Raw genomic sequence first — 24,055 nt, 5'->3', positions numbered from 1 at the left:
CCCCATAGCCGTTTTAAACTGCAGTATATTTAACCTGCATATTATCAATAAGACGTGTTGCGCCTAATTTAGCCGCAATAAACAACACCACGTCTTGATCAAATTCTTCAATTTTCTGTAATTCAGGTGTACGTGCTTCAACATAGTCCACAACAAAACCCGCTGCTGTCAATGTTGCTTTAATATTCGCTAACACATCTGCAAGTTGAGTTCCAGCATGTAATTCTGCCTCAGCCGTTTTCAAGCTTTGGTAAATCGTTGGTGCAATCGCACGATTTTCCGCACTTAAATAACCATTACGTGAGCTCAATGCCAAACCATCTTCAGCACGCGTAATCGGCACACCAATCACTTCTAGTGGAATATTTAAGTCACGTACAAACTGACGAATCACTGCAAGTTGCTGGTAATCTTTTTGCCCAAAGAATGCAAAATTCGGTTGAACAATATTAAAGAGTTTTGTCACAACAACAGCAACACCGTCAAAATGACCCGGACGCTGTTCGCCACACAAATCATTGGTAATGCCGCCCACGCTAATATTGGTTAAGCGCGGTTTGTTGCCATACATTTGTTCAACAGTCGGTGCAAACACAATGTCACAACCCACTTCAGCCAATAAGTGCTGATCTTGTTCCAAAGTACGTGGATAGTTGTCAAAGTCTTCATTTGGACCAAACTGAATTGGGTTAACGAAAATACTTACCACCACGACATCACACAGTTTACGTGCTTCACGAACTAAATTAAGGTGACCTTCATGCAAGTTCCCCATCGTTGGTACAAAACCAATGATTTTACGCGCAGCACGTGCTGGATTTAGCGATGCACTTAAACCTTGAATCGTTGTTTCAGTTTTCATGTCTTACAGCTCAATTTGGAATGTATGTTCTTTGGCAGGGAAACTACCATCAAGTACGGCAGCATGATACGCCTTAAACGCATCCACAATTGCTGTTTCCCCTGCTTGCTCTTTCATAAAATTGCGAACAAATTTCGCCACGTGACTAAACGTCAGTCCCAACATATCTTGTTGAACCAAGACTTGAGCATCCGTTTCTGCACCGGCACCGATCCCAATCACAGGTGTATTTGGGAATAATTCACTAATTTCTTTACCCACTTGGGCAGGAACACATTCCAAAAGTAAAATTGCTGCACCTGCATCAACCACAGCTTTACAATCTGCAATGAGTTGATCCGCGGTTTCGCGTGTACGTGCTTGCACTTTATAACCGCCAAACACATGAACCGATTGCGGAGTTAACCCTAAATGCACACACACTGGAATACCATTACGGGTCAATACTTCAACTGTTTCTGACAACCATGCACCACCTTCCAATTTGACCATCTGTGCGCCTGCTTGCATCACGGTCTTTGAATTCACCAAAGCGTCATTCAAAGTGGCATAGGTCATAAATGGCAAATCAGTCAAAATAAACGCATGTTTATTGCCACGACGCACTGCAGCAGTGTGATATACCATATCTTCAACAGTGACAGGCAAAGTTGAGTCATTCCCTTGAATGGTCATCCCCAATGAATCACCAATCAGAATACTATCGACTTCAGCAACTTCCATTGCTTTTGCCATGCTCGCATCATAGCAAGTCAGGCAGGAGAATTTGCGGCCTTCCGCTTTAAATTTTTTCAAGTCACTTAGACTAATCATTTCAATATTCCTCAGATGACGGCTTTCTCAAGTGGTCATACAAAAATTAAAGATGGGCCCAGTTTCCTGCATCCAATACAGTTAAATTTGGATTATTCAAAATAGGTAAATCTTTTAATGGTTGTCCTTTAATCTGTAGATTCTCATCTAAATCCAACAAAGGTTTCAACACAAAATCACGTTCTAAAACACCAACATGAGGCACCGTCAAACGTTCATTTTGAATGTGCTGTTCACCATAAATCAGTAAATCTAAATCCAGTGTACGCTCCCCCCAATGACGTAGGCGTACACGCCCCGACTCTTGTTCAAAGCGTTGCAATTCATCCAACAAGGCCAAAGGTGCTAGATCCGTTTCTAATGCAACCGCTGCATTTAAATAATTCGGCTGATCTTGTGGACCCATTGGCGGACTTTGGTACAGTTGTGAGACTTTCACTGTACCGAGTGTCGCAAGTTTATGCACCGCTTCACTGAGGATCTGTAGAGAATCACCTAAATTACTGCCTAAACCAATATATGTCAGCGTCATTGTGTTGGCCCAAAAATAACCTGAGTCAAATCTCGTTTCACACGTTTACGTTTTAAAATTGGATGATCTGCACCAATTTCACCACTGGCTGACGCTGCCACGATTGACACTGTCGCTGGACTATTGGCATGTGATTTAGGCTTACGTTGACGGCGACTTCTGCTTTCTGGTTCATTCACCAGCGGTTCAATTTCAACTTTCTGATGAGTAGAAGTTTTGGCTTCCACATCTTCATGCGCCGCTTTACGACGACTCTTGGCACGTTGACGATTGTATTGGCTAATTGCTCGTTCTTTTTCGTCAGTGCTCATCTGCTGATAAGCATCCCACCACTGCCCCATGCCTTGCGTGGTTGTATCGCCCGATTTTTCACGCAACAGCAGAAAGTCAAAGCCTGCACGGAAACGTGCATGACCTGAAAGTGCTTCAATTTGCTGTGGTTTTGGATTTAGTAAACGGGTTTGCATTTCCCAAACTTCACGAATAAATGTTTCGGCAAAGCGTGGAATAATGGTTCGTGTAGCCTGACGTTTCAATACATCCAAGCCTGCTTGAGCACGTGCTTCAGCAGGAACAACACCTTTATTTAGATAGAACGTACAACGCTCTTGGAACGGAATCCACAATAACACGGCATAGAAAAATGCAGGGTTAATGGTTTTCCCAATCGAAATACGTTGATCGGTATTTTTTGCAGCCAACTCAATAAATGGGGTTACGACCGGTTTGATATCTGCAAATAACTGATACCAAATACCAAAATCGATCAGCATCGGTAAGACGCGATTGAGATGCCCCATAGTAAAGAGTTTTTGTGACTCGTCGTATAAACGATGTGGAGACACATCACGCAGCAATTGAGTAAGTTCTGGAGTAAAGACATCCAGAATTTTTTGATCAATATTAAAGTTTAATTTGGCTGCAAAACGTAAAGTCCGAAGCATCCGCACAGGATCTTCTTCAAAACGTAGTTGTGGATCACCCAATAAACGCAACATTTTATGTTTTATGTCATCTACTGCATGACAAAAATCTAGCACTTCGCCTTTGCGTGGTTGGTAATACATTGCATTGATCGAGAAGTCACGACGTGCAAAGTCTTGCTCAATCGTACCCCAATTATTATCACGTAAAATCATGCCCGCAGCAGAAGTCACGGCTTTTTTAGGCGGCGCACGGAAGGTCGCAACTTCGATCAGTTCACGTCCTGAGTAGACATGCGCCAGCTCAAAACGACGACCAATAATTCGGCAACGTCGCCCGAAGACTTCTTTCACCTGAGCTGGTGTCGCATTAGTTACGGCATCAAAATCTTTAGGTGCATGACCCAACATTAGGTCGCGGACGCTGCCACCCACGATATAAGCTTCATAGCCTGCCTTAGTTAAGGCATCAATCACATCTAAAATGGAAGAAGGTAATTGTGCGGTTGATAAACCACATTTGGACGCGCGCAAAGTTTGCAAAAGACGCTGTCTCCTACGTCTGAACGTAAAATTCTTAAGATGTCGCTAATGATATCTCTAACACAATCAAAGGGCAATTTGATTATCTCGATGCTCAAGCTGAGCTTAACCTAATTCTTTTTTTTACACTTCACTTAAAGTGCCAATTTTGCTTTATTTTTAGCAAACAGCGCAGGACCGATTCCCTTAACCTGTTGAATATCATCAATGCTTTTAAATAAGCCATTACTTTTGCGATATTGCACAATTGCTTCTGCTTTTTTCTGACCAATTCCATGTAAAGTTTGCAGTTCATCGACTGAGGCTGTATTTAAGCGCACTTGATCTGTTCGACTATTTTGTTGGGTGCTGGGTCGTGACAAATAATAGTTAGCATTGCTCGGTGCAGTTGCCGATTTGGACTTCGAGGCCTCAGATTGCTTTTTTAATTGCTGATCTTGAGCTTGCTGCATGGCTTTCCATTCCGCGTAACCCGAAGGGCTTTGCGCAAAAGTTAAATCTGCCATTAAACTCAAAACCAAGACAAGTAGTTGTGTAGAGTATTTATTCTTTAGGATGTGGTACATATTCAGCCTGTTGTTTTAATTGTTGTTTTGCCTGTTCCCATAACTGATCCATCTCAGTTAAGGACAAGTCTTCTACATGTTTTTGTTGTAATGTGGCCTGTGCTTCAATATAAGCAAAACGGCTTCTAAACTTATGAATGGTACTTAACAGTGCCATCTCACTTGAGATGCCAATCTTACGTCCAACATTCACCAGAGAAAATAAGCAATCACCAAATTCATCAAATATTTCGTCGGATTTTTTGCCTGCTAAGGCCTCTTTTAACTCCCCTAGCTCTTCCTCAAGCTTGCCATAAGCCCCTTCAATATCTGGAAAATCAAAGCCAATTTTCGCCACATTTTTTTGGATTTCATCTGCTTGGCTTAATGCAGGAGCATGTTTAACCTCATCTAATCTAGATACTGATTTCCCTACTTTTTCTTGTTGTTTAATCTGTTTCCATAGTGTTGCCACATCATCCGCATTGAGTGCTGAGAATTGCTCTGCCTGAAACACATGGGGATGACGGCGAATTAATTTATCTGTAATGGCTTGCACCACATCTTGAAAATCAAATGCGCCTTGTTCGCTATACATCTGCGACTGAAAAACCACTTGCAGCAACAAATCCCCCAGTTCATCTCGTACATCATCACTCTGACCTGAACGAACTGCCGCTTCAACTTCATAGGCTTCTTCGATGGCATAACGAGTCAAACTTTCTGGGGTTTGCTTTTGATCCCATGGACATTTTTCACGTAATTCTTTCATCACTGCTAATAATTGTTCCATGTGAACTCCAGCTATTTACTCATCAGTACATTGTTTCGATTACAGAATTTGATATGCTCAAAATTTACTCAGGGAATGAGCAACTCAATTTAAGGAAGCATAACATGCAAAGTATTTTTATTAGCGGTGCAGGACAAGGGATTGGCGCAGCAATTGCACGACTATTCATACAACAAGGCTATAAAGTTGGGCTTTACGACATTAACCAATCTCAAGTCACCTCCTTAGCTGCTGAACTCGGTAGCCATGCCAAAGCTGGACATTTAGATGTAACACAACCAGAGCAATGGGAAAGCGCTTTAGCTGAATTTGTTGCTTGGGCAGGTCAGCTGAATATCTTAGTCAATAATGCCGGAATTCTGTATTCAGGCAGCTTTGAACATACGGAACTGTCTGCACACCACCGAACAATTGATATCAATGTCAAAGGGGTGATAAACGGTTGCTATGCGGCATTCCCCTATTTACAACAAAGCAACTTTGCTCGTGTGATTAACCTCTCTTCGGCTTCAGCAATTTATGGACAAGCGGATTTAGCCAGTTATGCCACATCTAAATTTGCTGTACGTGGGCTCACTGAAAGCTTAGATATTGAATGGCAAAAATACAATATTCGCGTTTTAGATGTAATGCCTTTATTTGTTCAAACCGCGATGGTGCAAGACATGGATGCCCAAAGTATTAAGAAAATGGGCGTCAATCTTCAACCGAGCGATGTCGCTCAGCAAATTTATGCCTTGGTACAAAAACGGGATTCGGTCTTAATGGCCACACATACACCTGTGGGGATGAAAGCTAAATTTTTATTTAATTTATCGAAGTTTAGCCCGCAATTTGTCAACCGCTTAAGTAATATTTGGATTGCACAAAAACCCAAATAGCAACGTGTTACTAATCATTTAATTTTGCAATCATTTTTGTACGCAAATTACACAAAGTTACACAATTGTCACATTTTAACAGGACAAAATTCCTTTTTTTGAATAATATTCACCCGCCCATTACTTTCGGGCGTTTATTTTCTAACAATAAAGTGAATTATTTCATGAAAAAATTACTTGTTCTTGCAACTGTTACTTCTATTTCAATTTCTGCTTTTGCTACAACTCAATTCGCATCTTCAGAATTAAAAGCGATGGATTGTGCAACTCTTGCTGTTGAAAAAGCGAATGCTAAGCGCTCTTTAGAAGCTGCTGACAAAAACATTGCAAACATCCAAGCATCTGCTCAAGCACCAGGTAAATCATTGAGCAAATTTGCTGGTTTAGCGGGTGGCGCTCTTGCTGCTTTCGGTGGTAACTCTGAAAAAGCTGCTCGTGCAGGCAACATTGCAAACAGCTTGGCTGGTGAGCAAGATACTTCTGATGCAAGCAACCTTGAACTTCAACAAGCGAACAAATCTGCTGCTCAAGCAAACATCGACAACATTGGTATCTACCAAGGTTCTAAAAAATGCAAAATCTAATCTAATGCCAGTTTAGATTGATTTTCAAAAAAAGCCCTGTTCAGCCAGAACAGGGCTTTTTTTATAGTTATTTTATTTCATACCGATTTATAAGACATTCAACTCAATTTTCGGCAAATGAAAGCCTCGGCAAGATTGTTCACTTTGCCATGCCACCGTCAACATGACATGCGGCAGTTGAATATTCTGATAAGCAAAAGTGCCAATGGTGGGATGGCTACACATCCCACCATTCTGCTCAGGATGACACTGCGTATTCAGTTCATTCAGGTTCACTCGAATCCCTAAACCTGACGCTTTAAGTACCGCCTCTTTGGTGGTCCAAACTTTAAACCAAAAATCAGGATCATGCTCACAGCTCTCCCAATGAAGCAATTCTTCGGGATGAAAACTGTGTTGAACCATCGCATCAAAACGAACTTTTCGATTTAAATCCTCAATATCAACACCAATATTGGCGATTTTTTCACTGCTGGCCAAAACATAATGCTGCTGGCTATGACTATGATTAAAATGCAAGTGTGGAAAATCAGGAAGAAAAGGCTTACCAAATGCAGACTTTGAAAAATCTGAATTTTCAACTGACCTATTTAGCCGCTGCCCGAGTAATTGATTGCGATATTGGTAAATGGCTTGTTTACGCACGGCAATTACCTCTTGACGACTCAAGCCATGCGGCTCCACAAAGAAGTCAGTAATTGCACTATATTCAAGCTGAATTTTCGCCATAAGTTATTGATCCAATATCTTTTACACTACGTCCATGACGCTATATTTTATGCGACTCTCCGACACAAAATACACCACAATACAGATGAGCGCATCGGTCCTTTGACTTATCGAGATTTTAAAACTCAGTTTAAAAATATTTCAGACCACTTAAGAAATACTTAATATTATAAATATATTCAAATACTTAAGTATAATAAATATTTCAAATACATCTTTAATTAGATAAAATACTCTAGATTATTATAACTTTAATTTAAAACTCGGGGTAAACCACATGCTAAGAAAAATCACCTTAATCAGTTCACTTTGCGTCCTACCATGTTTCGCTCAAGCAGGATTATTGGATGCAGCCGTTGCAGTAATGGGTGCCCAAAATGGCGCGATTATGGACCAAGCTGAAGCGCGTATGAATCAAAGCCGTCAAGAAGCTGCCAATGCTGTAGCTCAAGCAGACCGTGGCTATGCCTCAAATTTCAATCAAGCTAACCAAACCAACAATAGTGTTTATAGCACCAGTTATTTAAAAACCTTAGATTGCACTGATCTGAGCGTTGAACGTAAAACTTTCGAACGTACATTGGAAGCATCGCAACTGGCATTAAGCCAAGCGTCTGCACAGCAAAATAATCAAGTTTCAAAATGGGCTGGTCTTGCTGGCAACGCGCTATCCGCATTTTCAGGTCAATCTGAAACAGCGGCACGTATGGGACAATTTGCGACAGCTTTTTCGGGCAATAAAAATACACAACAGGATAGCAGCAGCGCACAGCAAGCCATGGAAATTGCTCAAGCTAATCTAGATAATATTGATATTTACCGCCAAGCTAAAAAGTGTAAAAACTAATTTCTACATCTTTTTAGATAAATAAAGTGAAATAAAAAAGCCTGCATATCTGCAGGCTTTTTTTGTTCATCTAAACTTAGCGTTTGAATTTCTTTTCCGCTTTTTTGAACTTCTGAACATAACGACGTTTACGTGCCGCCGTACGCTCATCGATTTGCGACTTACGACCTTCAAATGGGTTATCAGAGGTTTTAAATTCAATTTTGACTGGCGTACCTTCAAGTTTATAAACTTTACGGAACACGTTTTCTAGGTAACGACGATAGTCATTTGGCGTTTTATCGACCTTGTTACCATGAATCACAATCGTCGGTGGATTTTGTCCGCCAATATGCGCATAACGCATTTTGATACGACGACCTTGAACCATTGGTGGTTGGTGCGCATCAGTTGCATCATTCAAGATCTGAGTGATTTTCGCAGGTGATACTTTCAAATGCGAAGAATCATAAGCACGGTGGATCGATGGATAAAGATCACCAACACCTGTACCGTGAAGTGCAGAAATTAAGTGAATTTTTGCCCATGGAATAAAGTCAAAACGACGTTCAACATCTAATTTACACTGTTTACGGTCATAGTCAGACATGTTGTCCCATTTGTTGATGGCAATCACCATCGCACGGCCTGCTTCAAGCGCATAACCAATCAAATGCAAGTCTTGCTCAACGATCCCTTCACGTGCATCGACAACAATAACCACAACATGCGCATCTTTCATCGCTTGTAAAGTTTTCACAATCGAGAATTTCTCGATCATTTCGTCCACTTTACCTTTACGACGTACACCCGCAGTATCGATTAACGTATATTTACGGCCATCACGTTCAAATGGAATATAAATCGAGTCACGTGTTGTACCCGGTTGGTCAAATGCAACCACACGGTCTTCACCCAACAAACGATTCACTAAAGTCGATTTACCCACGTTTGGACGACCAATAATCGCTAAACGTAAGCCTGTGTCTTTATCGTGTTGTTCTTCACTTTCATCTTCAGGCACTTCAGCTAACACTTCTTCAAGCATTTGCTGAACACCACGACCATGGCTGGCAGCCACTTGAAGTGGTTCACCCATACCCAATTTGAAGAATTCAACTAAAGCTGCTTCGGCATGTACACCATCGACTTTGTTAGCAACAAGATAAACTTTTTTACCTAGCGTACGTAGGTCACGAGCAATTTGCTCATCAGATGCTAATAAGCCTGCGCGAGCGTCAACAACGAACACAATAATATCTGCTTCATTGATGGCAGTTTTTGACTGTTCTGCCATGTACGAATCGATACCACCTTCAGTTTCGCCAATACCCCCAGTATCAACGACAATGAAAGATTTATTTTGATAAGTCGCGTCACCATATTTACGGTCACGAGTCAGACCGGCAAAGTCAGCAACGAGAGCATCACGGCTCTTGGTTATCTGGTTAAACAACGTTGATTTTCCGACGTTCGGACGACCAATGAGCGCAATTACGGGTTTCATAGATTAACCTTTATTCCAGATCAGCCAGTTTGGTCTGGTCTGAACATCAGAAAGCTTAGGAAGAATGGAAATAGGATAAATGCCTAAAATAAATAAAAACACGGGGCATTGATGATTCAATCCCCCGCGTTAAAAATACGGTTTGGCTTATTTTAACATAAGCCGCAGAAAAATTAACGGTTCTGCCAAATGCTTAATGCACCCTTACGTGTCGACACATATAATTGGTTGTCAATTACACGTAGTGAACGCACTTCACCACTGGTTTTAGAACGACCAACCAACTCACCTGTCGCTGGGTTGATTAAGTGAAGTACACCATCCAGATCACCAACCACAAGGTCTTGACCTAACATCACTGGGTTACTCAAATTACGATTAAGCAATTGGTCATTTTCCCACAATGTTTGACCAGTGGTAATTTCATAAGCCACAATTTTACCATCAGTTTGTGTCACAAAGACACCATTGCCCGCAACTTCAGGACGCTGAATGCTGCTCGCATCATTGCTCCAGATCACTTGTTGTGAGGCAAGATCAAGCGCTGTCACTTGGCCTTGGTAACTGGTGGTAATTAAAAATTGACCTGCTACAGTCGGTTCACCGTCAATATCAATGAGACGTTGTACATCTGAACGACCGTCTGACACTGCAACACGACGCTGCATTTTCGGAATACCGCTCAATGCATCAATCACATAGATATAGGCATTTGAAGAAGCGATGAGAACATGACGCGCATCGAGTGATACCGGTGCTGCCATACCACGTAAACTAAACTGCACATTTGGCAAGTTATAGGTCCAAGTTTGTTGACCCGTTGCCACATCGTTTGCGTATACCGTACCATCATTGGTAACTGAAATAACGCGACCTGCTTGAATCAACGACGGTGAAAGTAACGCGCCGGTTAATTGCGCAGTCCACTTTTGTTCACCTGTTGCCTGATCTAATGCAAATAATTGACCTTTTGCATTACCAACAACCACAATTCCGTCAGCTGCTTCTACACCTGCAGTCAAACCTTGTTTAGAGATTTTCTTCTGCCATAAACGCTCTTTGCCTTTGTAGGCTTGAACTTCACCATTAGGATTTACGCTAAAAACAACGCCATTATCTGCATCCATACGTAAACGCAGTGGATCTGCTTCTTCAGTTGAAGCCACACTGTTTGAAAATACAGGTGCTAAAGTTTTTGCCTGTTCCAATTTTGGTAAAGGATTTGGTTTTACTTTTTCTACTTTTCCTTTATTTGCACAACCAGCCAAAGCAAGTGTTAAAACTGTCAGCGCACAGGTAATTTTGTATTTTCTATTCATTCAGTTGCTTCCACTTGTGTATCTATAATCGGACGTTCAATTTCAGGATCATCAACTAAAACGCCTACACTTTCGAGTTTAATTTGTAAAATTTGACGTTCTTCTTGTCGCTCAACCAAAGCATCCCATGCACTTTGATAAACTTTCTTTGCATTTTCGATATCATTTTTTGCAACATAGACATCGCCACGGGCTTCATCTGCAGTCGCTTGAAAAGCAGGTTCTTTAACCGCTTCTAAAGTTTTTAATGCTTCATCAAATTTCTTTTGTGCCAATTGTGCATACGCTAAACGTAATTTCACCAATTGAACTAAGCCCGCATCGTCAACTTTTGAATTTTCAACTTTTTTCAAAGCTTTTTCAGCGTTGGCATAATCCGCTTTATCATACGCCAATTTTGCCATAAGCAACTGAGTTTGGATGGCTTGTGGCGAATCTGGCGCTTCTTTTACAATTTTATCTGCAGTCGCAGAAAGTTGTGTAAAAGCGTCACCCGTCGCCGACTGAGCATCATCCATTAACTGCTGGACTTTGGCTGTTTGCATTTGCGATTCAGCCAAAGTTTTCTTCTGCCAGTATTCCCATCCGAAAAAGGCAATCAACGCAATTAAAATGCCGCCAACAATGGCAGAGCCATATTTTTTAGCAAACGATTTTAAATTATCAAGTTGTTCTTCTTCACTCAATGCGCTCATGAAATTACCTTTTTCCTTATGTTATAGGGATTATTTTGAAGAAATTTTTTCGATAATGAAGGCAACAAAGTCTGCCACATTCACTTCGTGTTGTTCTGCAATCGCTAGCTCTTTTACCAGCACTTGCCCAGCTGCTTGCTCACGTTCACCGTAAATCACAGCAAATAAAGCACCCGATTGGTCTGCTTTTTTCATTTGCGATTTCATTGAACCTTGTGAACCAACTTTTAAGCGAATGTTGCTACCCGCTGCTTCAAGTTGATCACGAATTTGTTCAGCAAGCACCAATGCCTTACCTTGAGTTGCAGGATCTGAAACCAAGAATAGCTCACAGTCACGCACTGGGGTATTGTCTTCCACTTGTTCAAGTAGAAGAAGCAAACGCTCCATACCCATTGCAAAACCAACAGCAGGCACAGACTGGTCTGCTTTACCTTTAAGCTGACCGACTAAACCGTCATAACGACCACCAGCACATACCGTTCCTTGAGAACCTAAGTGTGTAGTTGTCCATTCAAAGACCGTTTTGTTGTAATAGTCGAGACCACGAACCAATTTTTGATTGATCACAAAACCAACACCAGCATCAGTCAAATACTGCTGCAATTGAGCAAAGTGAGCCAACGTTTCTTCACCCATAAAGTCGTGAAGTTTTGGCGCATTTTCCAAAATGCTTTGTGTTTTTGCATCTTTAGAATCCAAAATACGCAGTGGATTCGTAGTTAGACGACGCTGTGAATCTTCATCTAAGTCATTTTTATGTGACTCTAAAAATTCAACCAATGCTGCACGATAAGCTGCACGTTCATCAGACTCACCTAAAGTATTGAGTTCTAATTGAACTTTATCTGCAACGCCCATGCGTTTCCACAAACGTGCAGTCATTAAAATCAATTCTGCATCTTGATCTGGTGTTGCAACACCAAAAGTTTCTACGCCAAATTGATGGAACTGACGGTAGCGACCTTTTTGTGGTTTTTCATAGCGGAACATTGGGCCAACATACCATACACGCGGTGTAGCACCACGAAGTAAGTTATGTTCAAGCATTGCACGCACACACCCTGCTGTTCCTTCTGGACGCAAAGTCAAAGACTCAGGCGGATTACCTTTGTCTAAGAATGTGTACATTTCTTTTTCAACGATATCCGTTGCATCACCAATAGAACGTTTGAACAGATGAGTCTGCTCCACAATCGGCAAGCGAATTTGCTGATAACCATAAGCATCCATCAGGCTAGATAGATGCTGTTCTAGACGTCTCCATGCAGGACTTTGCGTAGGGAGAATGTCATTAAAACCTTTGATTGCGACGATTGAACTCATGATCTACTCAGAAAAACTTGTGCGAATAATCTCTTTAGCTTTAGCGTCTTCAAGATCGCTAACACGTTGACGAACCATCGCTTCGATTTCGTCAACCAACTGATTTGTGTCAATTAAATGGCTCTTTTCGCCATTACGATACACCAGTGAACGCGGACTTGCACCTACTACACCAATATCGGCTTCTTTGGCTTCACCCGGACCATTTACTTTACAACCAATCACCGATACATCCATTGGAGTACGAATATCTTCTAAACGCTCTTCCAATGTTTGCATGACTTTGATGACATTAAATTCTTGGCGTGAACAACTTGGGCATGCAATAAAGTTAATGCCGTTTGAACGTAAGCCCAATGATTTTAAAATATCAAAGCCAATTTTGATTTCTTCTTCAGGCTCTGCTGCCAATGAAATACGCATGGTGTCACCAATACCTTCCATCAACAAACCACCTAAAGCGATAGCAGATTTGACTGAACCCGTACGGTATACACCAGCTTCAGTCACACCCAAGTGTAATGGGTTATCAATTTGTTTAGATAACAAACGGTAAGCATCCATCGTCAGAAAGACATTGGATGCTTTGACTGACACTTTAAATTCATGGAAATTTAAACGGTCTAAAATATCAATATGGCGCATTGCAGATTCAAGCAAAGCCTGACCTGTAGGCTCACCATATTTCTTTTGAATATCTTTTTCCAGTGAACCGGCATTGACACCAATACGCATAGAGATGTCATTATGTTGTGCAGCAGCTACCACTTCACGAATTTTAGCTTCTGAGCCAATATTACCTGGGTTAATACGCAAACAATCTGCACCAAGGTCTGCAACACGTAAAGCAATTTTATAATCAAAGTGAATATCGGCAACCAATGGCACTTGCACACGTTTACGAATTTCACCAAAAGCTTCAGCAGCTTCCATACTCGGTACAGAAACACGCATGATGTCCGCACCGACGTCTACACAGCGCTGAATCTGTGCCACGGTCGCTTCGACATCACAGGTTTCAGTATTGGTCATACTTTGGATGCTGATCGGCGCATCACCACCGACATACACCGAACCTACTTTAATTTTACGCGTTGGACGACGCTTAATTGGATTTTCAATCATTGTTCAGTCTGCTCTGTTGTCCCTTAACGTGATAAACGGAAATCTGCTTTGCCGTTTACGGTATATGGTGACAATGAAATATTTTCATTATTTAAGCTTAATGACACTGCTGTTGCATCATCCAAACGAATTTGGAATGGTGTTTCACCGTTTAAGTTGAGCGTCGATGCTTGTCGACCTGTCGCCAACACCTTACCCGTCGAATCCACAATATGTACTGAAGTTGGGCTACTGAAGGTCAATGTCAATTGATCACCGCTGACTGTTGCATTCCCACCATTCATGTCGAGGACTTGAACTTCTGAAGCGACATCATTGGTCACAGCGTCTTCATTATCGCTGCCCGAGGTCATGCCCTGAATCGCTGCCACGATCGCACCAATGACCACCAACACCGCCAATGCAATCAGACCACGTTTGATCCATTTACGATTACGGTCACGGTTAGAACCGGGTAATTTACCCATAATTTTAATCGGTGAATTGTTTAACGCGTGATTTGGCAACAATCCCGTATCGTTGGCATAAATATCATCAAAACGTTGAATGATATTGGTTGCATCAACTTTTAAATATTTGGCATAAGTGCGGTAGTAACCTTTAATAAAGGTCGCTTCAGGCAATGACTTATAATCATCTTGCTCAAGTGCAGTCAGTGTTTTTAATGGAATATTGAGTTCTGATGCGACAGCTTCAAGTTCCAGTTTTTGCGTAATACGTACTTGACGTAAATACTCACCTGGGCGTTGTACATTTCCTAATGCATTTGGAGCTACGCTCGAACCATTCGATTGCGGTGAATTAGGATTTACTTCCATACGGCCTCAGTACTGTACTGTAATTGCAAATAGCGTTGGTATTCAGGACTTTCTGGGAACAAAGCACGTAACTGGTTGACCAGTACTTGCATACCCAAATTGTCGCCATTGGCACGCGCTGTTCGAATGCCAATCCAGAGTGCACGCGCACCCTGATTTTTTTGTCCTACTGCACGTACAAATTGTTCATACATTTGTGTAGCAGCAGGGAACTGCTGATTCAAATAAAAGATTTCAGACAACTCTAACATTGAAACATAAGAATCACGATTAGCCTGCAAAGCTTGTTTGAATGATTTTTCAGCATTCGCCACATCACCCACTTTCAGGTAAATTCGACCTAAATTTTCCAATGCTTTGAAACGTTGATCATAACCTAAAGTTGAACCTGCGATGCTGAACTGTTCAATCGCATCATTATAGCGCTCAACTTGGTATAAATACGTACCGTAGTTGTTACGTGCTTGAGAATTTTTTGAGTCTGCTGAAATTGCACGCTTAAAATAACTATCTGCTTTTTCTAAGTTGGCTGGACTGCCTTCTCGTTGCAGTAAGACACCCATCATCATATTGGCCTGAGAATCGCGAGAATCCACCTCTAAAGCCTGATCTAATGCGCGTTTAGCAGAGTCCAAATCCCCTGCTTTCAGGTGTTCAACAGCCAATTGCGTTCTGATTTTTACGGCTTTCTCTGGGTCTTTTTTCCCAATCTCAGGCGTTTGACATGCTGTTAATGCCAAAACCGATGCACATAAAGCTGAAACGAAAGTGAACTTATACGTTAACTTTTTCAATTGGCTGCCTCTTTATTATCCTTGTGAGCGCAGTATCTCATTTTGCTGCGCAACTTTCTTTTTCCATTGCTCCGCACGACGAGTACGGTCAGCAACTTGCCCCACGAGTTGTCCACACGCAGCATCGATATCATCACCACGTGTCTGACGAATCGTACACACAAAACCGGCATCAGACAAAGTTTTTTGGAAAGAAATAATACGGTTACGGCTTGAACGACCGTATGGCGCATGCGGGAACGGGTTAAAAGGAATTAAATTAATTTTGCTTGGTAGGTTTTTCAACAGCTTTAACATTTGCTGTGCATGTTCAGGATGGTCATTTACACCATCTAACATCACGTATTCGATGGTCACGTGTTTACGCGAACTTTCATTACCATCTTTGGCGATATAACGCTGACACGCTGCAATCAACTGTTCCAACGGATATTTTTTATTGATCGGAACAAGTTCGTTACGTAGTTCATCATTTGGCGCATGGAGTGAAATTGCCAAGGCTACATCAATGTCTTGTGCCAATTGGTCAATTTTAGGCACTACACCTGAGGTTGATAAAGTCACACGACGCTTCGACATACCATACGCAAAGTCATCCAACATGATACGCATTGAATTCAATACAGCATCATAGTTCAACAGTGGCTCACCCATGCCCATCATCACCACATTGGTCACTGAACGCTCACGATCAGCAACTGGCACATCTTCCATATAAGAGAAGTTTGCCATCCAAAGCTGTCCAATAATTTCAGCTTGGCTCAAGTCACGTTGGAAACCTTGTTTACCAGTTGAACAAAATGAACAGTCCAGTGCACAGCCTACTTGTGACGAAATACACAAGGTCTTACGTGCGCCGGTTTTATCTTCTGCAGGAATGAGCACGGTTTCAACCAATGAACCTGCACCATCACCTACACGGAACACCCATTTACGAGTACCGTCTTTTGAATAATTTTTATGCACCACTTCAGGCGCTTTAATTTCACAAATCTTTTCTAGTTTTTCACGCAATTTACCAGAAATATTGGTCATTTCAGCAAAATCAGTCACGAAGAACTGATGAATCCATTTCATCACCTGCCCAGCACGAAATTTCTTCTCCCCCATATCTTCGAAGAATTTTTCCATTTGTGGACGTGACATGCCCAGTAAATTCACTTTCTCCACAGTGTTTTGCTGCGTCGGAGCGGATGGAGATTGTTGCTGTGCATCAGAAACAGCTGATGTAGCGACTACTTCAGTACTCATGTGTAATTACCTAAACCATGTCTAAAGATCAAAGGAGATGCTCAGTATTTGAGCGAAGAATTATTCAGAGAATAAAAAAACCAGACAAGCAGTATACCACTTATCTGGTTTGAATACTTCGAATTAACGAGTACGTGGAGCGATCTCAGTTTGAGCGAAGAAGTAGTTAACTTCACGATCAGCAGATGCTACAGAGTCAGAACCGTGAGCAGCGTTTTCGTCGATGCTTACAGCGAAGTCTGCACGGATAGTACCAGGAGCAGCTTCTTTAGGGTTAGTTGCGCCAAGGATTTCACGGTGAGCAAGAACTGCGTTTTCGCCTTCAAGAACTGAAACTACAACTGGACCAGAAGTCATGAATGCAACTAGGTCACCAAAGAAACCACGTTCTTTGTGCTCAGCGTAGAAGCCTTCAGCTTCAGCTTGAGTCAAGTGTTTCATTTTAGTTGCAACGATTTGAAGACCAGCTTTTTCGAAACGAGCAAAGATGTCGCCGATGTGGTTTTTAGCAACTGCGTCTGGTTTAACGATAGATAAAGTACGTTCAATAGCCATGAGAGGCTCCTTAAGTCAATTTGACGTGAAAAATTTGCCGCATTATACCGAATAATGCGCTATTTTCTGCTTTTGCTATACAAAAAAATTGCTTTTTTCGATGTAGGGATTAACTTGCCTCATCAATCCAGGCCATCTGAATTCCCTCAAGCAGACCTTCAGTCGACTTTTCAGGGTCATCAGTGAAATTTGGCAATGCACATACCCATGCATGTAGGTCAGTAAAGCGAATCCATTGCGGATCAACATCAGGGTGAGCTTCATACAGCTCAATTGCGATATCAATGGTATCTGTCCAGCGTAAACCCATGGGTCTTCCTAACATCGTCTATAGAATGATGGCTTACTTTAACAAATTTCAGCAATTGGACGTGATAAACCCTTTTAATTTTTTTATTACCAGATTTTGCAATTGTGATGTCCACATCAAACTATAAAACCAAACCCAAAAGAGGTGCACAGAGAATAATCGCCGCACCCACTGCAGCACCTATAGCAGCACCGACAGCAACATCACTCGGGTAATGCAAACCTAAGATCATGCGAGATAATGCCACCAATAAGCTAAAAGGCAACATTAAGACCAACAGCATGGGTTGAATATAGCCCAGCACTGTTGTTGCCATGACCGCATGTAGAGTATGCCCTGATGGAAAGCTAAAATGATCTAGAGGGCGTTCACCTAAGCGAATCACTTGATGCACTTGGTACGGTCTTGGGCGCACAGTTTTCTTTTTGAGGAGTTTATAGATCGTGGTGCCGACGGAACCACCCAGTAATACATAGACGATTTGTACACTGTAAGACATGCCCTGCACGATCCAGACCGTCGCCAACATGACATACCAAAACACACCATCACCAAGTCGACTCACCATTTTAAATATGTCAGCGACAACTTGTTGATGTGAAAAATGATTGAGATAAATACAGCCTTTTAAATCGAGATGCAACATTCTTGTTTTTGCATTTTTAAAATTCATCGCTAATCTCCTATCTACAGTCAAAACCTGACTGTGTTGGGGTTGAGCTAGATTTATGTTGTTATTTTTACAAGTTGAGATCTGTATTTGACTCAGCTTAAGTTATCTTTTTGACAGTGCAATGATGCTTTGATGACAGTTCGATGAATATTAATTTTTGAAGATGCTCAACCAGTATATAACCAATAGCGCTAGCTCCATTGGCTCATCATGGCTTGATCCACCACGCGATATAGCGCGTGCTCAAATTGCTGTACAGGATATTGCCAACCAATTTTAGCTGCGTCTTTTGCCGCTTCGATGCCCATCGTTTTTAATTTGGCGCGTTGCGGCAATTGTTGCATAAGACGAATAAATTCATCGGTTCGAGATAAATGACATAACCATCCCGTTTGCTGATTTCTCACGTGCAATTGGGCACATGCGGCATTATATGCAATCACCGGCAATCCACTGGCCATTGCCTCCAAAACCACATTACCAAAGGTCTCAATCTGACTTGCGAAAACAAAAACATCCGCACTGGCATAGGCTTCCGATAAAGCCTGACCACTTAAACTTCCCATAAAAATAACATCTAGGGATTTTGCCAGTTGCATTAATCGTTCAAGATCTGGCCCATCCCCCACAATGACCAATTTCGTTCGTGCATCCATGGCCAACATCGAACGATAGGCTGAAATTAAAACATCCACCTCTTTTTCAGGAGATAGCCGACCGACATAGAGCATCACGCGGGTATGTTCATCTGCTTGCCACTGTTGTCTCAGTTCTGCTCGATAATGTGAGGGAGAAAATCGACTATGGTCCACACCTCGCCCCACCACCACCAATGGACAACTAAAACCTAATCGATGCAAGGCATCCGCAGTATCTTGGCTCGGGACACAGGTGAGTTGAGTATTGTTATGAAACCATCGTAAATAATGTTGTACAGGCTTCATTAAAAACGCTAAATCAAAGAAACGACTAAAATCATGAAAGGCCGAATGAAAACCACTGGACACAGGAATCTGTAAAGAACGCGCCAGTTGAAGCATAGCAAATCCCAAAGGTCCTTCAGTGACTATATGCACAATGTCGACTTGGGCTTTTTTTAAAGCTTTACTGAGTTTGATCAATTGCGGCCAGCCAAATTGTAAACCTGAATATTTAGGAATCGACTGCGCTCGAACCAAACACTCTTGATCAGGTCTGAAATCATGACAACTTTCGGACTGTTCAGGACGTATTAAAAAAATTGAGTTGCCTTGTTGCTGCAAGCCTTTACACAACTGCAATAAAGAATGTGCAACACCATTAATTTCTGGCGCCCACGTATCTGTAACAATGGCGATTTTTAGACCTGGACGGATTAAAGTTGAGACCGTTTGCACATCCATTCGTGATTGCATATGCTTAAATTGGAATTGAAAGCGTGCAGGCTCATCCTGCATACATCCCAAATCGTTAGCAGACTCTGTCATGATCTTACACGCTTCTTATAAATGTTTATCCACAGTTTAAGCAGCAGTTTTTTGCATTTTGATGATTATTTGATGACAGTTTATTGAAAAAAATTGACTAATTTCTTCTACAAAATCATGATTTATCCGTAATTTTTAATCACTTTTAAAATCGTCTGACCCGCACGAGAAGTGATTTGCATATCTGCGTTCATCCTTTCTAAACACCCACTCATACTACGAAGCCCCACAACCAGATCCACATCCCCCCCACGCCATTGTCCTCAACTTCCATTATCAACGCCGAGTTTTCATAATAAATTCGGATCTGCACCACGGTCGCATGACTATGCTTCACAATATTGGTTAATGCTTCTTCAGCTACACGCTGTAAGCTTAGACATTCCAATGGGGTAACATCCCCTTCCCATTTTGCAGGAACTGACCATTTAGCGTGTATATCGAGCTCATCAAATAACTGATTAAAACGGTGTCTAAAGTTGTTATCGGGGAAGCATATGCTGAAATCAAATTTCCTTCATTTCTGACTTTATACGCATAGCAGAAAATTAAGCTACTTAGATTAAAGCCCAAGATTCACCTAAATATCTATCCTCAAGCTTCAATCTAGCGGTATGAACGAAATCAGCACTCCGCATATAGCTACCTTGGGCTTGAAATAAATTTTGTCGCTAAGCAACTCAAAACACCATATTTACAAAGACTGTATCGCGGTAGATTCCTGCAGGTGTCGTTGCATTCACTCGCTCCACCAAACGCACAGCAATCACATAGTTATTTTTGCCAGCGCCTTGCTCTGTAGAAACATTCCACAGATTTTCCATCGCACCTGAAACAGTCATCCGTGTTTTGAGCTTAATCGGGCCATTCGTCACAAAACTACTGCCCGAAGTATCCTGCAAATTACGGCTATTAAAGCGTATGCGGTATTTACCGGAACAATCGACACTAAATGAACTTGCCGCTTGACTATTATAGTAATTCGCCAAGCGCATATTGGTTTCACTGATTCGTCCCATTTCACAACGACTCGGCGCTGCAAATGTCATTGAACTAAATAACGCTGCTGAGATGAGTAAAATACTTTTCATTGGAAATACTCCTTTATTTACACTGCAATGTAATTAATTCAGGAGTTTGGTTTTCTACCTTTTTCGGCACTGTTAACGCTGTTTGGCAAGATCGACCACCACTGGTCCTCACCGTCAACTTGTAGTAGCCTTCAACCAAACCATATAACATTACCGTGCCATCTGAACCCACTGGATAAACATCAGCTTCTGGGGTATCAATTGCAACTTCACTTCCTGCCACAAATTGATGACCTTGTTCATCCAATATTTTGACCAATATTTGTTGTGTATCAAATACTGAAAAATTAATGTTATAACCACGCTGTCTTAACGCAACTAAACGATGTGCAGCATTCGGAACTTTGCTTTCGATCGGCAATTGGTTTTCATCGAATGAAATATCGTAATTAATATAAGGAACGATATCGTGTACAAAGGCATAGCCTTTTTTATTGGTTTTCGCGACTGGAGACATTGATCGCATGACATCAATATCTTCACGACCACCAACATTCACTAAAGCAAAAGCATTATCGACAAAACTGGTCAATGCGTATTGACCACCCAACCACACCATAGCGCCACGGTAGCCAACCTGGGTTGTTGAATCATTTTCACTATAGAGATGACTTAAGGTTAAATCACCAACATCAGTGGACAAACCGCCATAGGCATTTAATACTGTTTCATCATTACGATAATCCACACCTAGCGCATAATTTGCACCATATTCACCGAATGCATTTTGAATGAAACGTACACCGCCGGATTTATTGGTACCTGCATCAGCCTGAATACGTTTACCACCACCAAAATTATAAGAAAATGTAATAAAGGCACCTGAGTCATCGCTATCACCAAATTCTTGGAAGTAGTTGGCGGTATACATTAAATTCGGTGTAATTTCGCGGCTCACACCTACAGTGAGCATTTTGCGATCCTCTAACTCAAATAAAGGATCATTAGATTCATACTGGGTTTGTTCGATATAGTTCAGATTTAAATTTTGAAAGAATGGAAAATTAGCAAAACTTAAATACGCCATATTTTCAAATTTTGGAAAAATATGATTATCTTCATAACCCAACGCCCGATAATCATTTGTAGCGTAACGTGAGCTCACACCAAAATTGAGTTTCCCGAAATTACGACTGATAGCCAAACCTGCAGAATAGCCATCGTCGTCATCGGTTTTACTGCCTAAAAAAATACTGTCTAAAACAAACCATCGATTGACCGCTTGCGTCCATAGCAGTCCTGCATTTTTTACTTTGTCACTATAGGTAGCACTTGCACCTAAAGTGGTACGACTGGTAACACCTCTACGCCAATAGGCTGAACTGAAAAAATCGCGATAATCGCTATTTTCTTCGTCATAACTGAAGCGTAGTTTCCCTAATGATATGTTGTAATCATTTAAATCTTCTTTAAGCAATTTACTACTAATTAATACCGGGAAGCTTCGAACAGTGGTATTCCCCAATACATCTTGTACAACCATTTGCGCTGTACCCGCACTTTCAATATTGGCACCTGTTTGTAAGTTATAATCTCCAGGTGAAATCTTTTTCTGATAAATATTTACGCCATCAATATATAAATCAACAGTCGAAGGTAAAACCGCACTACCTTTTAGACTTGGAATATTCCAATACACGAAATCTGGGCGTGACGTATAGTCTGTACCAAAACTCAAACCACCAAATCGCACACCATGAATTAATGCACTATATGCAGAGGTCGTATCACCAATAATCAGTTTGGTCGCACTTTTAGAAAAATCAAACTCAAGACTACTATTTAACCTGACGAATTTTTCTTCACGATAATCATCCCCTTTATTATTTCGATAAAAGGCATTATTTCTTAAAATCCAATTGTCTTTAAACACGCCCAGTTCAGGTAGCACACCAAAATTATTATGTTGAGTATTATTTTCAAAATGCATTTCATAATTAAGAAATGCACCAAAATTTGCAGGCATCGGCTGGCTGATTAAGGTATCAGTTTCTAGCCCAAAGAAATATTTTGATGGAAGATTAATTTTGACGGCTTGCAATTGAGGATCAAATCCAGACTGAATATCTTGATCCGTTACCAAACAAAATGAATTTTTAGTTGCATGTCGTTTCAGAATTTCTACTTTAATTTGCAGCTTATCAAGATCTGCGCACTCTATATAAAACTTGTTATTTTCAGTCAGTAATAATACTTCGCTCTTGCGGTCTACTTCGTTTACCCAAATACTGGTTGGAAATAAATCATCAGGCATATCAACGGCTTCTGCATGAGCAGAATTAGCACATAAAATACAATATAGAAGCAATGTAATTCTGTTCATAGCCACTACTCAACTAAATTAAACTCCAAAGGAGTGTCACCTTTATCTGTTTCCACAACGACTTTATAATTACTAGCGCCTTTTAAAGAAACATTCCCGATGTCGTATTGGTTTTTACCTAATGCCAATAAATATTTCATATCGGAAGATTCAGCGACTGTTTTCTTGCTTTTATCGATGACATAAAGTTTTTGGATTTGAATGTGTGATTTTGCTAAATTTTCAACCTGAATAATGGTGCGACCATTCATTTTTTTGGCAATAAATTTTAAATAAGCGGGTTCTTGTTTGCCGACAAAAAATGGCACATTAATACTTAATAACAGTGCAATTTTCGATTCAGAGTTCGTCACTTGAGGTAGCTCAGTATAAATAATACGCCATGCTTCTTCTTGTTGTAGATTCATACTCTCTACAGATTGAGTAAAACCCACACGAACCATTTGTTTTGAGTTTGGTTTTAGAATGAAATTTTTCGGATTGATAATAATATTGGATTCAGGTGAAAGAATATCTTCACCTGCAGCATTTTGAGTCCATTTAAATGCTTTAGCTTCAAAAATACGTGGTGTCTCATCATCCCCTTTCGATTCCAAAGTAAATGTCGCACTGCGTTGTTTAAATTTATCGGTTAAATATAATTGCACAGGGCTAATTGAAATACCTGCAAATATTTGAGCACTCAATAAGCAAGTCATTAAACTTAATGAAACGACTTTGAATAAACTTTTCATATACTCACCCCAGTACATTTAAATATTATTATCAATT

At 41.0% G+C, this 24,055-nt stretch carries 26 protein-coding genes; 3 read left to right on the top strand and 23 right to left on the bottom strand.

The annotated features are described in order from the left end of the window. Positions 1-13: 13 nt before the first annotated feature. The 6 genes from panC to mazG form a co-directional block, all read right to left on the bottom strand. Positions 14-862, bottom strand: a complete 849-nt coding sequence (panC, locus tag G0029_RS02625) for a pantoate--beta-alanine ligase (protein WP_078192648.1) — start codon at positions 860-862, stop codon at positions 14-16. A 3-nt stretch (positions 863-865) separates the two neighbouring features. Further along, positions 866-1,675: a 3-methyl-2-oxobutanoate hydroxymethyltransferase gene (gene panB, locus G0029_RS02620; protein ID WP_111884734.1), complete on the bottom strand. Its 810-nt coding sequence runs from the start codon at positions 1,673-1,675 to the stop codon at positions 866-868. Between the two features lie 46 nt (positions 1,676-1,721). Next, a complete protein-coding gene (gene folK, locus G0029_RS02615) occupies positions 1,722-2,207 on the bottom strand; it encodes a 2-amino-4-hydroxy-6-hydroxymethyldihydropteridine diphosphokinase (RefSeq protein WP_180005386.1) in 486 nt (161 codons plus the stop codon). Then, on the bottom strand, positions 2,204-3,673 hold the full coding sequence (gene pcnB / locus G0029_RS02610; RefSeq protein WP_180106358.1) for a polynucleotide adenylyltransferase PcnB: 1,470 nt from the start codon (positions 3,671-3,673) through the stop codon (positions 2,204-2,206). Before pcnB ends, folK begins: the two co-directional genes overlap by 4 nt. 134 nt (positions 3,674-3,807) lie before the next feature. Further along, positions 3,808-4,239: a ComEA family DNA-binding protein gene (locus tag G0029_RS02605; protein ID WP_180106355.1), complete on the bottom strand. Its 432-nt coding sequence runs from the start codon at positions 4,237-4,239 to the stop codon at positions 3,808-3,810. Continuing rightward, positions 4,217-5,011: a nucleoside triphosphate pyrophosphohydrolase gene (gene mazG / locus G0029_RS02600; protein WP_180024401.1), complete on the bottom strand. Its 795-nt coding sequence runs from the start codon at positions 5,009-5,011 to the stop codon at positions 4,217-4,219. Before mazG ends, G0029_RS02605 begins: the two co-directional genes overlap by 23 nt. A gap of 104 nt (positions 5,012-5,115) precedes the next feature. Between mazG and G0029_RS02595 the strand changes: the two genes are divergently transcribed. Next, positions 5,116-5,892, top strand: coding sequence for an SDR family oxidoreductase (locus G0029_RS02595; protein ID WP_180106353.1), 777 nt, complete (start codon positions 5,116-5,118; stop codon positions 5,890-5,892). Positions 5,893-6,056: 164 nt separating this feature from the next. Next, positions 6,057-6,476, top strand: coding sequence for a hypothetical protein (locus G0029_RS02590; RefSeq protein WP_180102551.1), 420 nt, complete (start codon positions 6,057-6,059; stop codon positions 6,474-6,476). An 87-nt stretch (positions 6,477-6,563) separates the two neighbouring features. Here G0029_RS02590 and G0029_RS02585 read toward each other — a convergent pair whose 3' ends face one another. After that, on the bottom strand, positions 6,564-7,205 hold the full coding sequence (locus tag G0029_RS02585) for a 4'-phosphopantetheinyl transferase family protein (protein ID WP_180106351.1): 642 nt from the start codon (positions 7,203-7,205) through the stop codon (positions 6,564-6,566). Positions 7,206-7,482: 277 nt separating this feature from the next. On the opposite strand from G0029_RS02585, the gene G0029_RS02580 reads away from it, so the two are divergent. Continuing rightward, complete coding sequence (locus G0029_RS02580; protein WP_180106350.1) at positions 7,483-8,052, top strand: hypothetical protein; 570 nt, start codon at positions 7,483-7,485, stop codon at positions 8,050-8,052. Between the two features lie 76 nt (positions 8,053-8,128). On the opposite strand, the gene der is transcribed toward G0029_RS02580, so the two are convergent. The 16 genes from der to G0029_RS02500 all read right to left on the bottom strand — a co-directional run bounded on the left by der (position 8,129) and on the right by G0029_RS02500 (position 24,018). Then, positions 8,129-9,538 (bottom strand): ribosome biogenesis GTPase Der, encoded by a 1,410-nt coding sequence (gene der, locus G0029_RS02575; protein ID WP_078192658.1) that lies wholly within the window; start codon positions 9,536-9,538, stop codon positions 8,129-8,131. Positions 9,539-9,711: 173 nt separating this feature from the next. Further along, positions 9,712-10,857: an outer membrane protein assembly factor BamB gene (gene bamB, locus G0029_RS02570; protein ID WP_078189607.1), complete on the bottom strand. Its 1,146-nt coding sequence runs from the start codon at positions 10,855-10,857 to the stop codon at positions 9,712-9,714. Then, positions 10,854-11,552, bottom strand: coding sequence for a YfgM family protein (locus tag G0029_RS02565; RefSeq protein WP_180109688.1), 699 nt, complete (start codon positions 11,550-11,552; stop codon positions 10,854-10,856). The genes bamB and G0029_RS02565 overlap by 4 nt, the downstream gene beginning before the upstream one ends. A 30-nt stretch (positions 11,553-11,582) precedes the next feature. Further along, entirely contained in the window at positions 11,583-12,878 is a 1,296-nt protein-coding gene (hisS, locus tag G0029_RS02560) for a histidine--tRNA ligase (protein ID WP_180005380.1), read from the bottom strand. A gap of 3 nt (positions 12,879-12,881) precedes the next feature. Beyond that, a complete protein-coding gene (gene ispG, locus G0029_RS02555) occupies positions 12,882-14,003 on the bottom strand; it encodes a flavodoxin-dependent (E)-4-hydroxy-3-methylbut-2-enyl-diphosphate synthase (RefSeq protein ID WP_078192661.1) in 1,122 nt (373 codons plus the stop codon). 23 nt (positions 14,004-14,026) lie between these two features. Further along, positions 14,027-14,821, bottom strand: coding sequence for a helix-turn-helix domain-containing protein (locus G0029_RS02550; RefSeq protein WP_180106349.1), 795 nt, complete (start codon positions 14,819-14,821; stop codon positions 14,027-14,029). Next, on the bottom strand, positions 14,812-15,561 hold the full coding sequence (pilW, locus tag G0029_RS02545) for a type IV pilus biogenesis/stability protein PilW (RefSeq protein WP_373691629.1): 750 nt from the start codon (positions 15,559-15,561) through the stop codon (positions 14,812-14,814). Before pilW ends, G0029_RS02550 begins: the two co-directional genes overlap by 10 nt. A 69-nt stretch (positions 15,562-15,630) precedes the next feature. After that, a complete protein-coding gene (rlmN, locus tag G0029_RS02540) occupies positions 15,631-16,866 on the bottom strand; it encodes a 23S rRNA (adenine(2503)-C(2))-methyltransferase RlmN (RefSeq protein ID WP_180024403.1) in 1,236 nt (411 codons plus the stop codon). Positions 16,867-16,989: 123 nt separating this feature from the next. Beyond that, complete coding sequence (gene ndk, locus G0029_RS02535; RefSeq protein ID WP_078189614.1) at positions 16,990-17,421, bottom strand: nucleoside-diphosphate kinase; 432 nt, start codon at positions 17,419-17,421, stop codon at positions 16,990-16,992. Positions 17,422-17,530: 109 nt separating this feature from the next. Then, positions 17,531-17,731 (bottom strand): Fe-S cluster assembly protein IscX, encoded by a 201-nt coding sequence (iscX, locus tag G0029_RS02530; RefSeq protein ID WP_078189615.1) that lies wholly within the window; start codon positions 17,729-17,731, stop codon positions 17,531-17,533. A gap of 121 nt (positions 17,732-17,852) precedes the next feature. Further along, positions 17,853-18,404 (bottom strand): phosphatase PAP2 family protein, encoded by a 552-nt coding sequence (locus tag G0029_RS02525; protein WP_180106348.1) that lies wholly within the window; start codon positions 18,402-18,404, stop codon positions 17,853-17,855. Between the two features lie 191 nt (positions 18,405-18,595). Continuing rightward, positions 18,596-19,873, bottom strand: coding sequence for a glycosyltransferase family 4 protein (locus G0029_RS02520; protein WP_373685003.1), 1,278 nt, complete (start codon positions 19,871-19,873; stop codon positions 18,596-18,598). 208 nt (positions 19,874-20,081) lie between these two features. Further along, on the bottom strand, positions 20,082-20,258 hold the full coding sequence (locus G0029_RS02515; protein WP_180106346.1) for an ATP-binding protein: 177 nt from the start codon (positions 20,256-20,258) through the stop codon (positions 20,082-20,084). A 292-nt stretch (positions 20,259-20,550) separates the two neighbouring features. Next, entirely contained in the window at positions 20,551-20,961 is a 411-nt protein-coding gene (locus tag G0029_RS02510; protein ID WP_180007213.1) for a hypothetical protein, read from the bottom strand. Between the two features lie 13 nt (positions 20,962-20,974). Further along, positions 20,975-23,284: a fimbria/pilus outer membrane usher protein gene (locus G0029_RS02505; protein ID WP_180109687.1), complete on the bottom strand. Its 2,310-nt coding sequence runs from the start codon at positions 23,282-23,284 to the stop codon at positions 20,975-20,977. A 5-nt stretch (positions 23,285-23,289) separates the two neighbouring features. Beyond that, the gene (locus G0029_RS02500; RefSeq protein WP_180109686.1) at positions 23,290-24,018 is read right to left on the bottom strand and encodes a molecular chaperone; all 729 of its coding nucleotides are present in this window, start codon (positions 24,016-24,018) and stop codon (positions 23,290-23,292) included. Positions 24,019-24,055: the final 37 nt, after the last annotated feature.

Origin of the sequence: Acinetobacter sp. YH12138, assembly GCF_015218525.1 — a bacterium.
Classification (GTDB): Bacteria; Pseudomonadota; Gammaproteobacteria; order Pseudomonadales; family Moraxellaceae; genus Acinetobacter; species Acinetobacter amyesii.
Note: the sequence above shows the minus strand (reverse complement) of the source record. Positions and strands in the feature narration are given on the sequence as shown.

What these genes read in the sequence shown, in the direction of transcription:
- panC (WP_078192648.1), bottom strand. Translation starts at nt 862, where the DNA reads ATGAAAACTGAAACAACGATTCAAGGTTTAAGTGCATCGCTAAATCCA.
- panB (WP_111884734.1), bottom strand. Translation starts at nt 1,675, where the DNA reads ATGATTAGTCTAAGTGACTTGAAAAAATTTAAAGCGGAAGGCCGCAAA.
- folK (WP_180005386.1), bottom strand. Translation starts at nt 2,207, where the DNA reads ATGACGCTGACATATATTGGTTTAGGCAGTAATTTAGGTGATTCTCTA.
- G0029_RS02605 (WP_180106355.1), bottom strand. Translation starts at nt 4,239, where the DNA reads ATGTACCACATCCTAAAGAATAAATACTCTACACAACTACTTGTCTTG.
- mazG (WP_180024401.1), bottom strand. Translation starts at nt 5,011, where the DNA reads ATGGAACAATTATTAGCAGTGATGAAAGAATTACGTGAAAAATGTCCA.
- G0029_RS02595 (WP_180106353.1), top strand. Translation starts at nt 5,116, where the DNA reads ATGCAAAGTATTTTTATTAGCGGTGCAGGACAAGGGATTGGCGCAGCA.
- G0029_RS02590 (WP_180102551.1), top strand. Translation starts at nt 6,057, where the DNA reads ATGAAAAAATTACTTGTTCTTGCAACTGTTACTTCTATTTCAATTTCT.
- G0029_RS02585 (WP_180106351.1), bottom strand. Translation starts at nt 7,205, where the DNA reads ATGGCGAAAATTCAGCTTGAATATAGTGCAATTACTGACTTCTTTGTG.
- G0029_RS02580 (WP_180106350.1), top strand. Translation starts at nt 7,483, where the DNA reads ATGCTAAGAAAAATCACCTTAATCAGTTCACTTTGCGTCCTACCATGT.
- der (WP_078192658.1), bottom strand. Translation starts at nt 9,538, where the DNA reads ATGAAACCCGTAATTGCGCTCATTGGTCGTCCGAACGTCGGAAAATCA.
- bamB (WP_078189607.1), bottom strand. Translation starts at nt 10,857, where the DNA reads ATGAATAGAAAATACAAAATTACCTGTGCGCTGACAGTTTTAACACTT.
- G0029_RS02565 (WP_180109688.1), bottom strand. Translation starts at nt 11,552, where the DNA reads ATGAGCGCATTGAGTGAAGAAGAACAACTTGATAATTTAAAATCGTTT.
- hisS (WP_180005380.1), bottom strand. Translation starts at nt 12,878, where the DNA reads ATGAGTTCAATCGTCGCAATCAAAGGTTTTAATGACATTCTCCCTACG.
- ispG (WP_078192661.1), bottom strand. Translation starts at nt 14,003, where the DNA reads ATGATTGAAAATCCAATTAAGCGTCGTCCAACGCGTAAAATTAAAGTA.
- G0029_RS02550 (WP_180106349.1), bottom strand. Translation starts at nt 14,821, where the DNA reads ATGGAAGTAAATCCTAATTCACCGCAATCGAATGGTTCGAGCGTAGCT.
- rlmN (WP_180024403.1), bottom strand. Translation starts at nt 16,866, where the DNA reads ATGAGTACTGAAGTAGTCGCTACATCAGCTGTTTCTGATGCACAGCAA.
- ndk (WP_078189614.1), bottom strand. Translation starts at nt 17,421, where the DNA reads ATGGCTATTGAACGTACTTTATCTATCGTTAAACCAGACGCAGTTGCT.
- iscX (WP_078189615.1), bottom strand. Translation starts at nt 17,731, where the DNA reads ATGGGTTTACGCTGGACAGATACCATTGATATCGCAATTGAGCTGTAT.
- G0029_RS02525 (WP_180106348.1), bottom strand. Translation starts at nt 18,404, where the DNA reads ATGAATTTTAAAAATGCAAAAACAAGAATGTTGCATCTCGATTTAAAA.
- G0029_RS02510 (WP_180007213.1), bottom strand. Translation starts at nt 20,961, where the DNA reads ATGAAAAGTATTTTACTCATCTCAGCAGCGTTATTTAGTTCAATGACA.
- G0029_RS02505 (WP_180109687.1), bottom strand. Translation starts at nt 23,284, where the DNA reads ATGAACAGAATTACATTGCTTCTATATTGTATTTTATGTGCTAATTCT.
- G0029_RS02500 (WP_180109686.1), bottom strand. Translation starts at nt 24,018, where the DNA reads ATGAAAAGTTTATTCAAAGTCGTTTCATTAAGTTTAATGACTTGCTTA.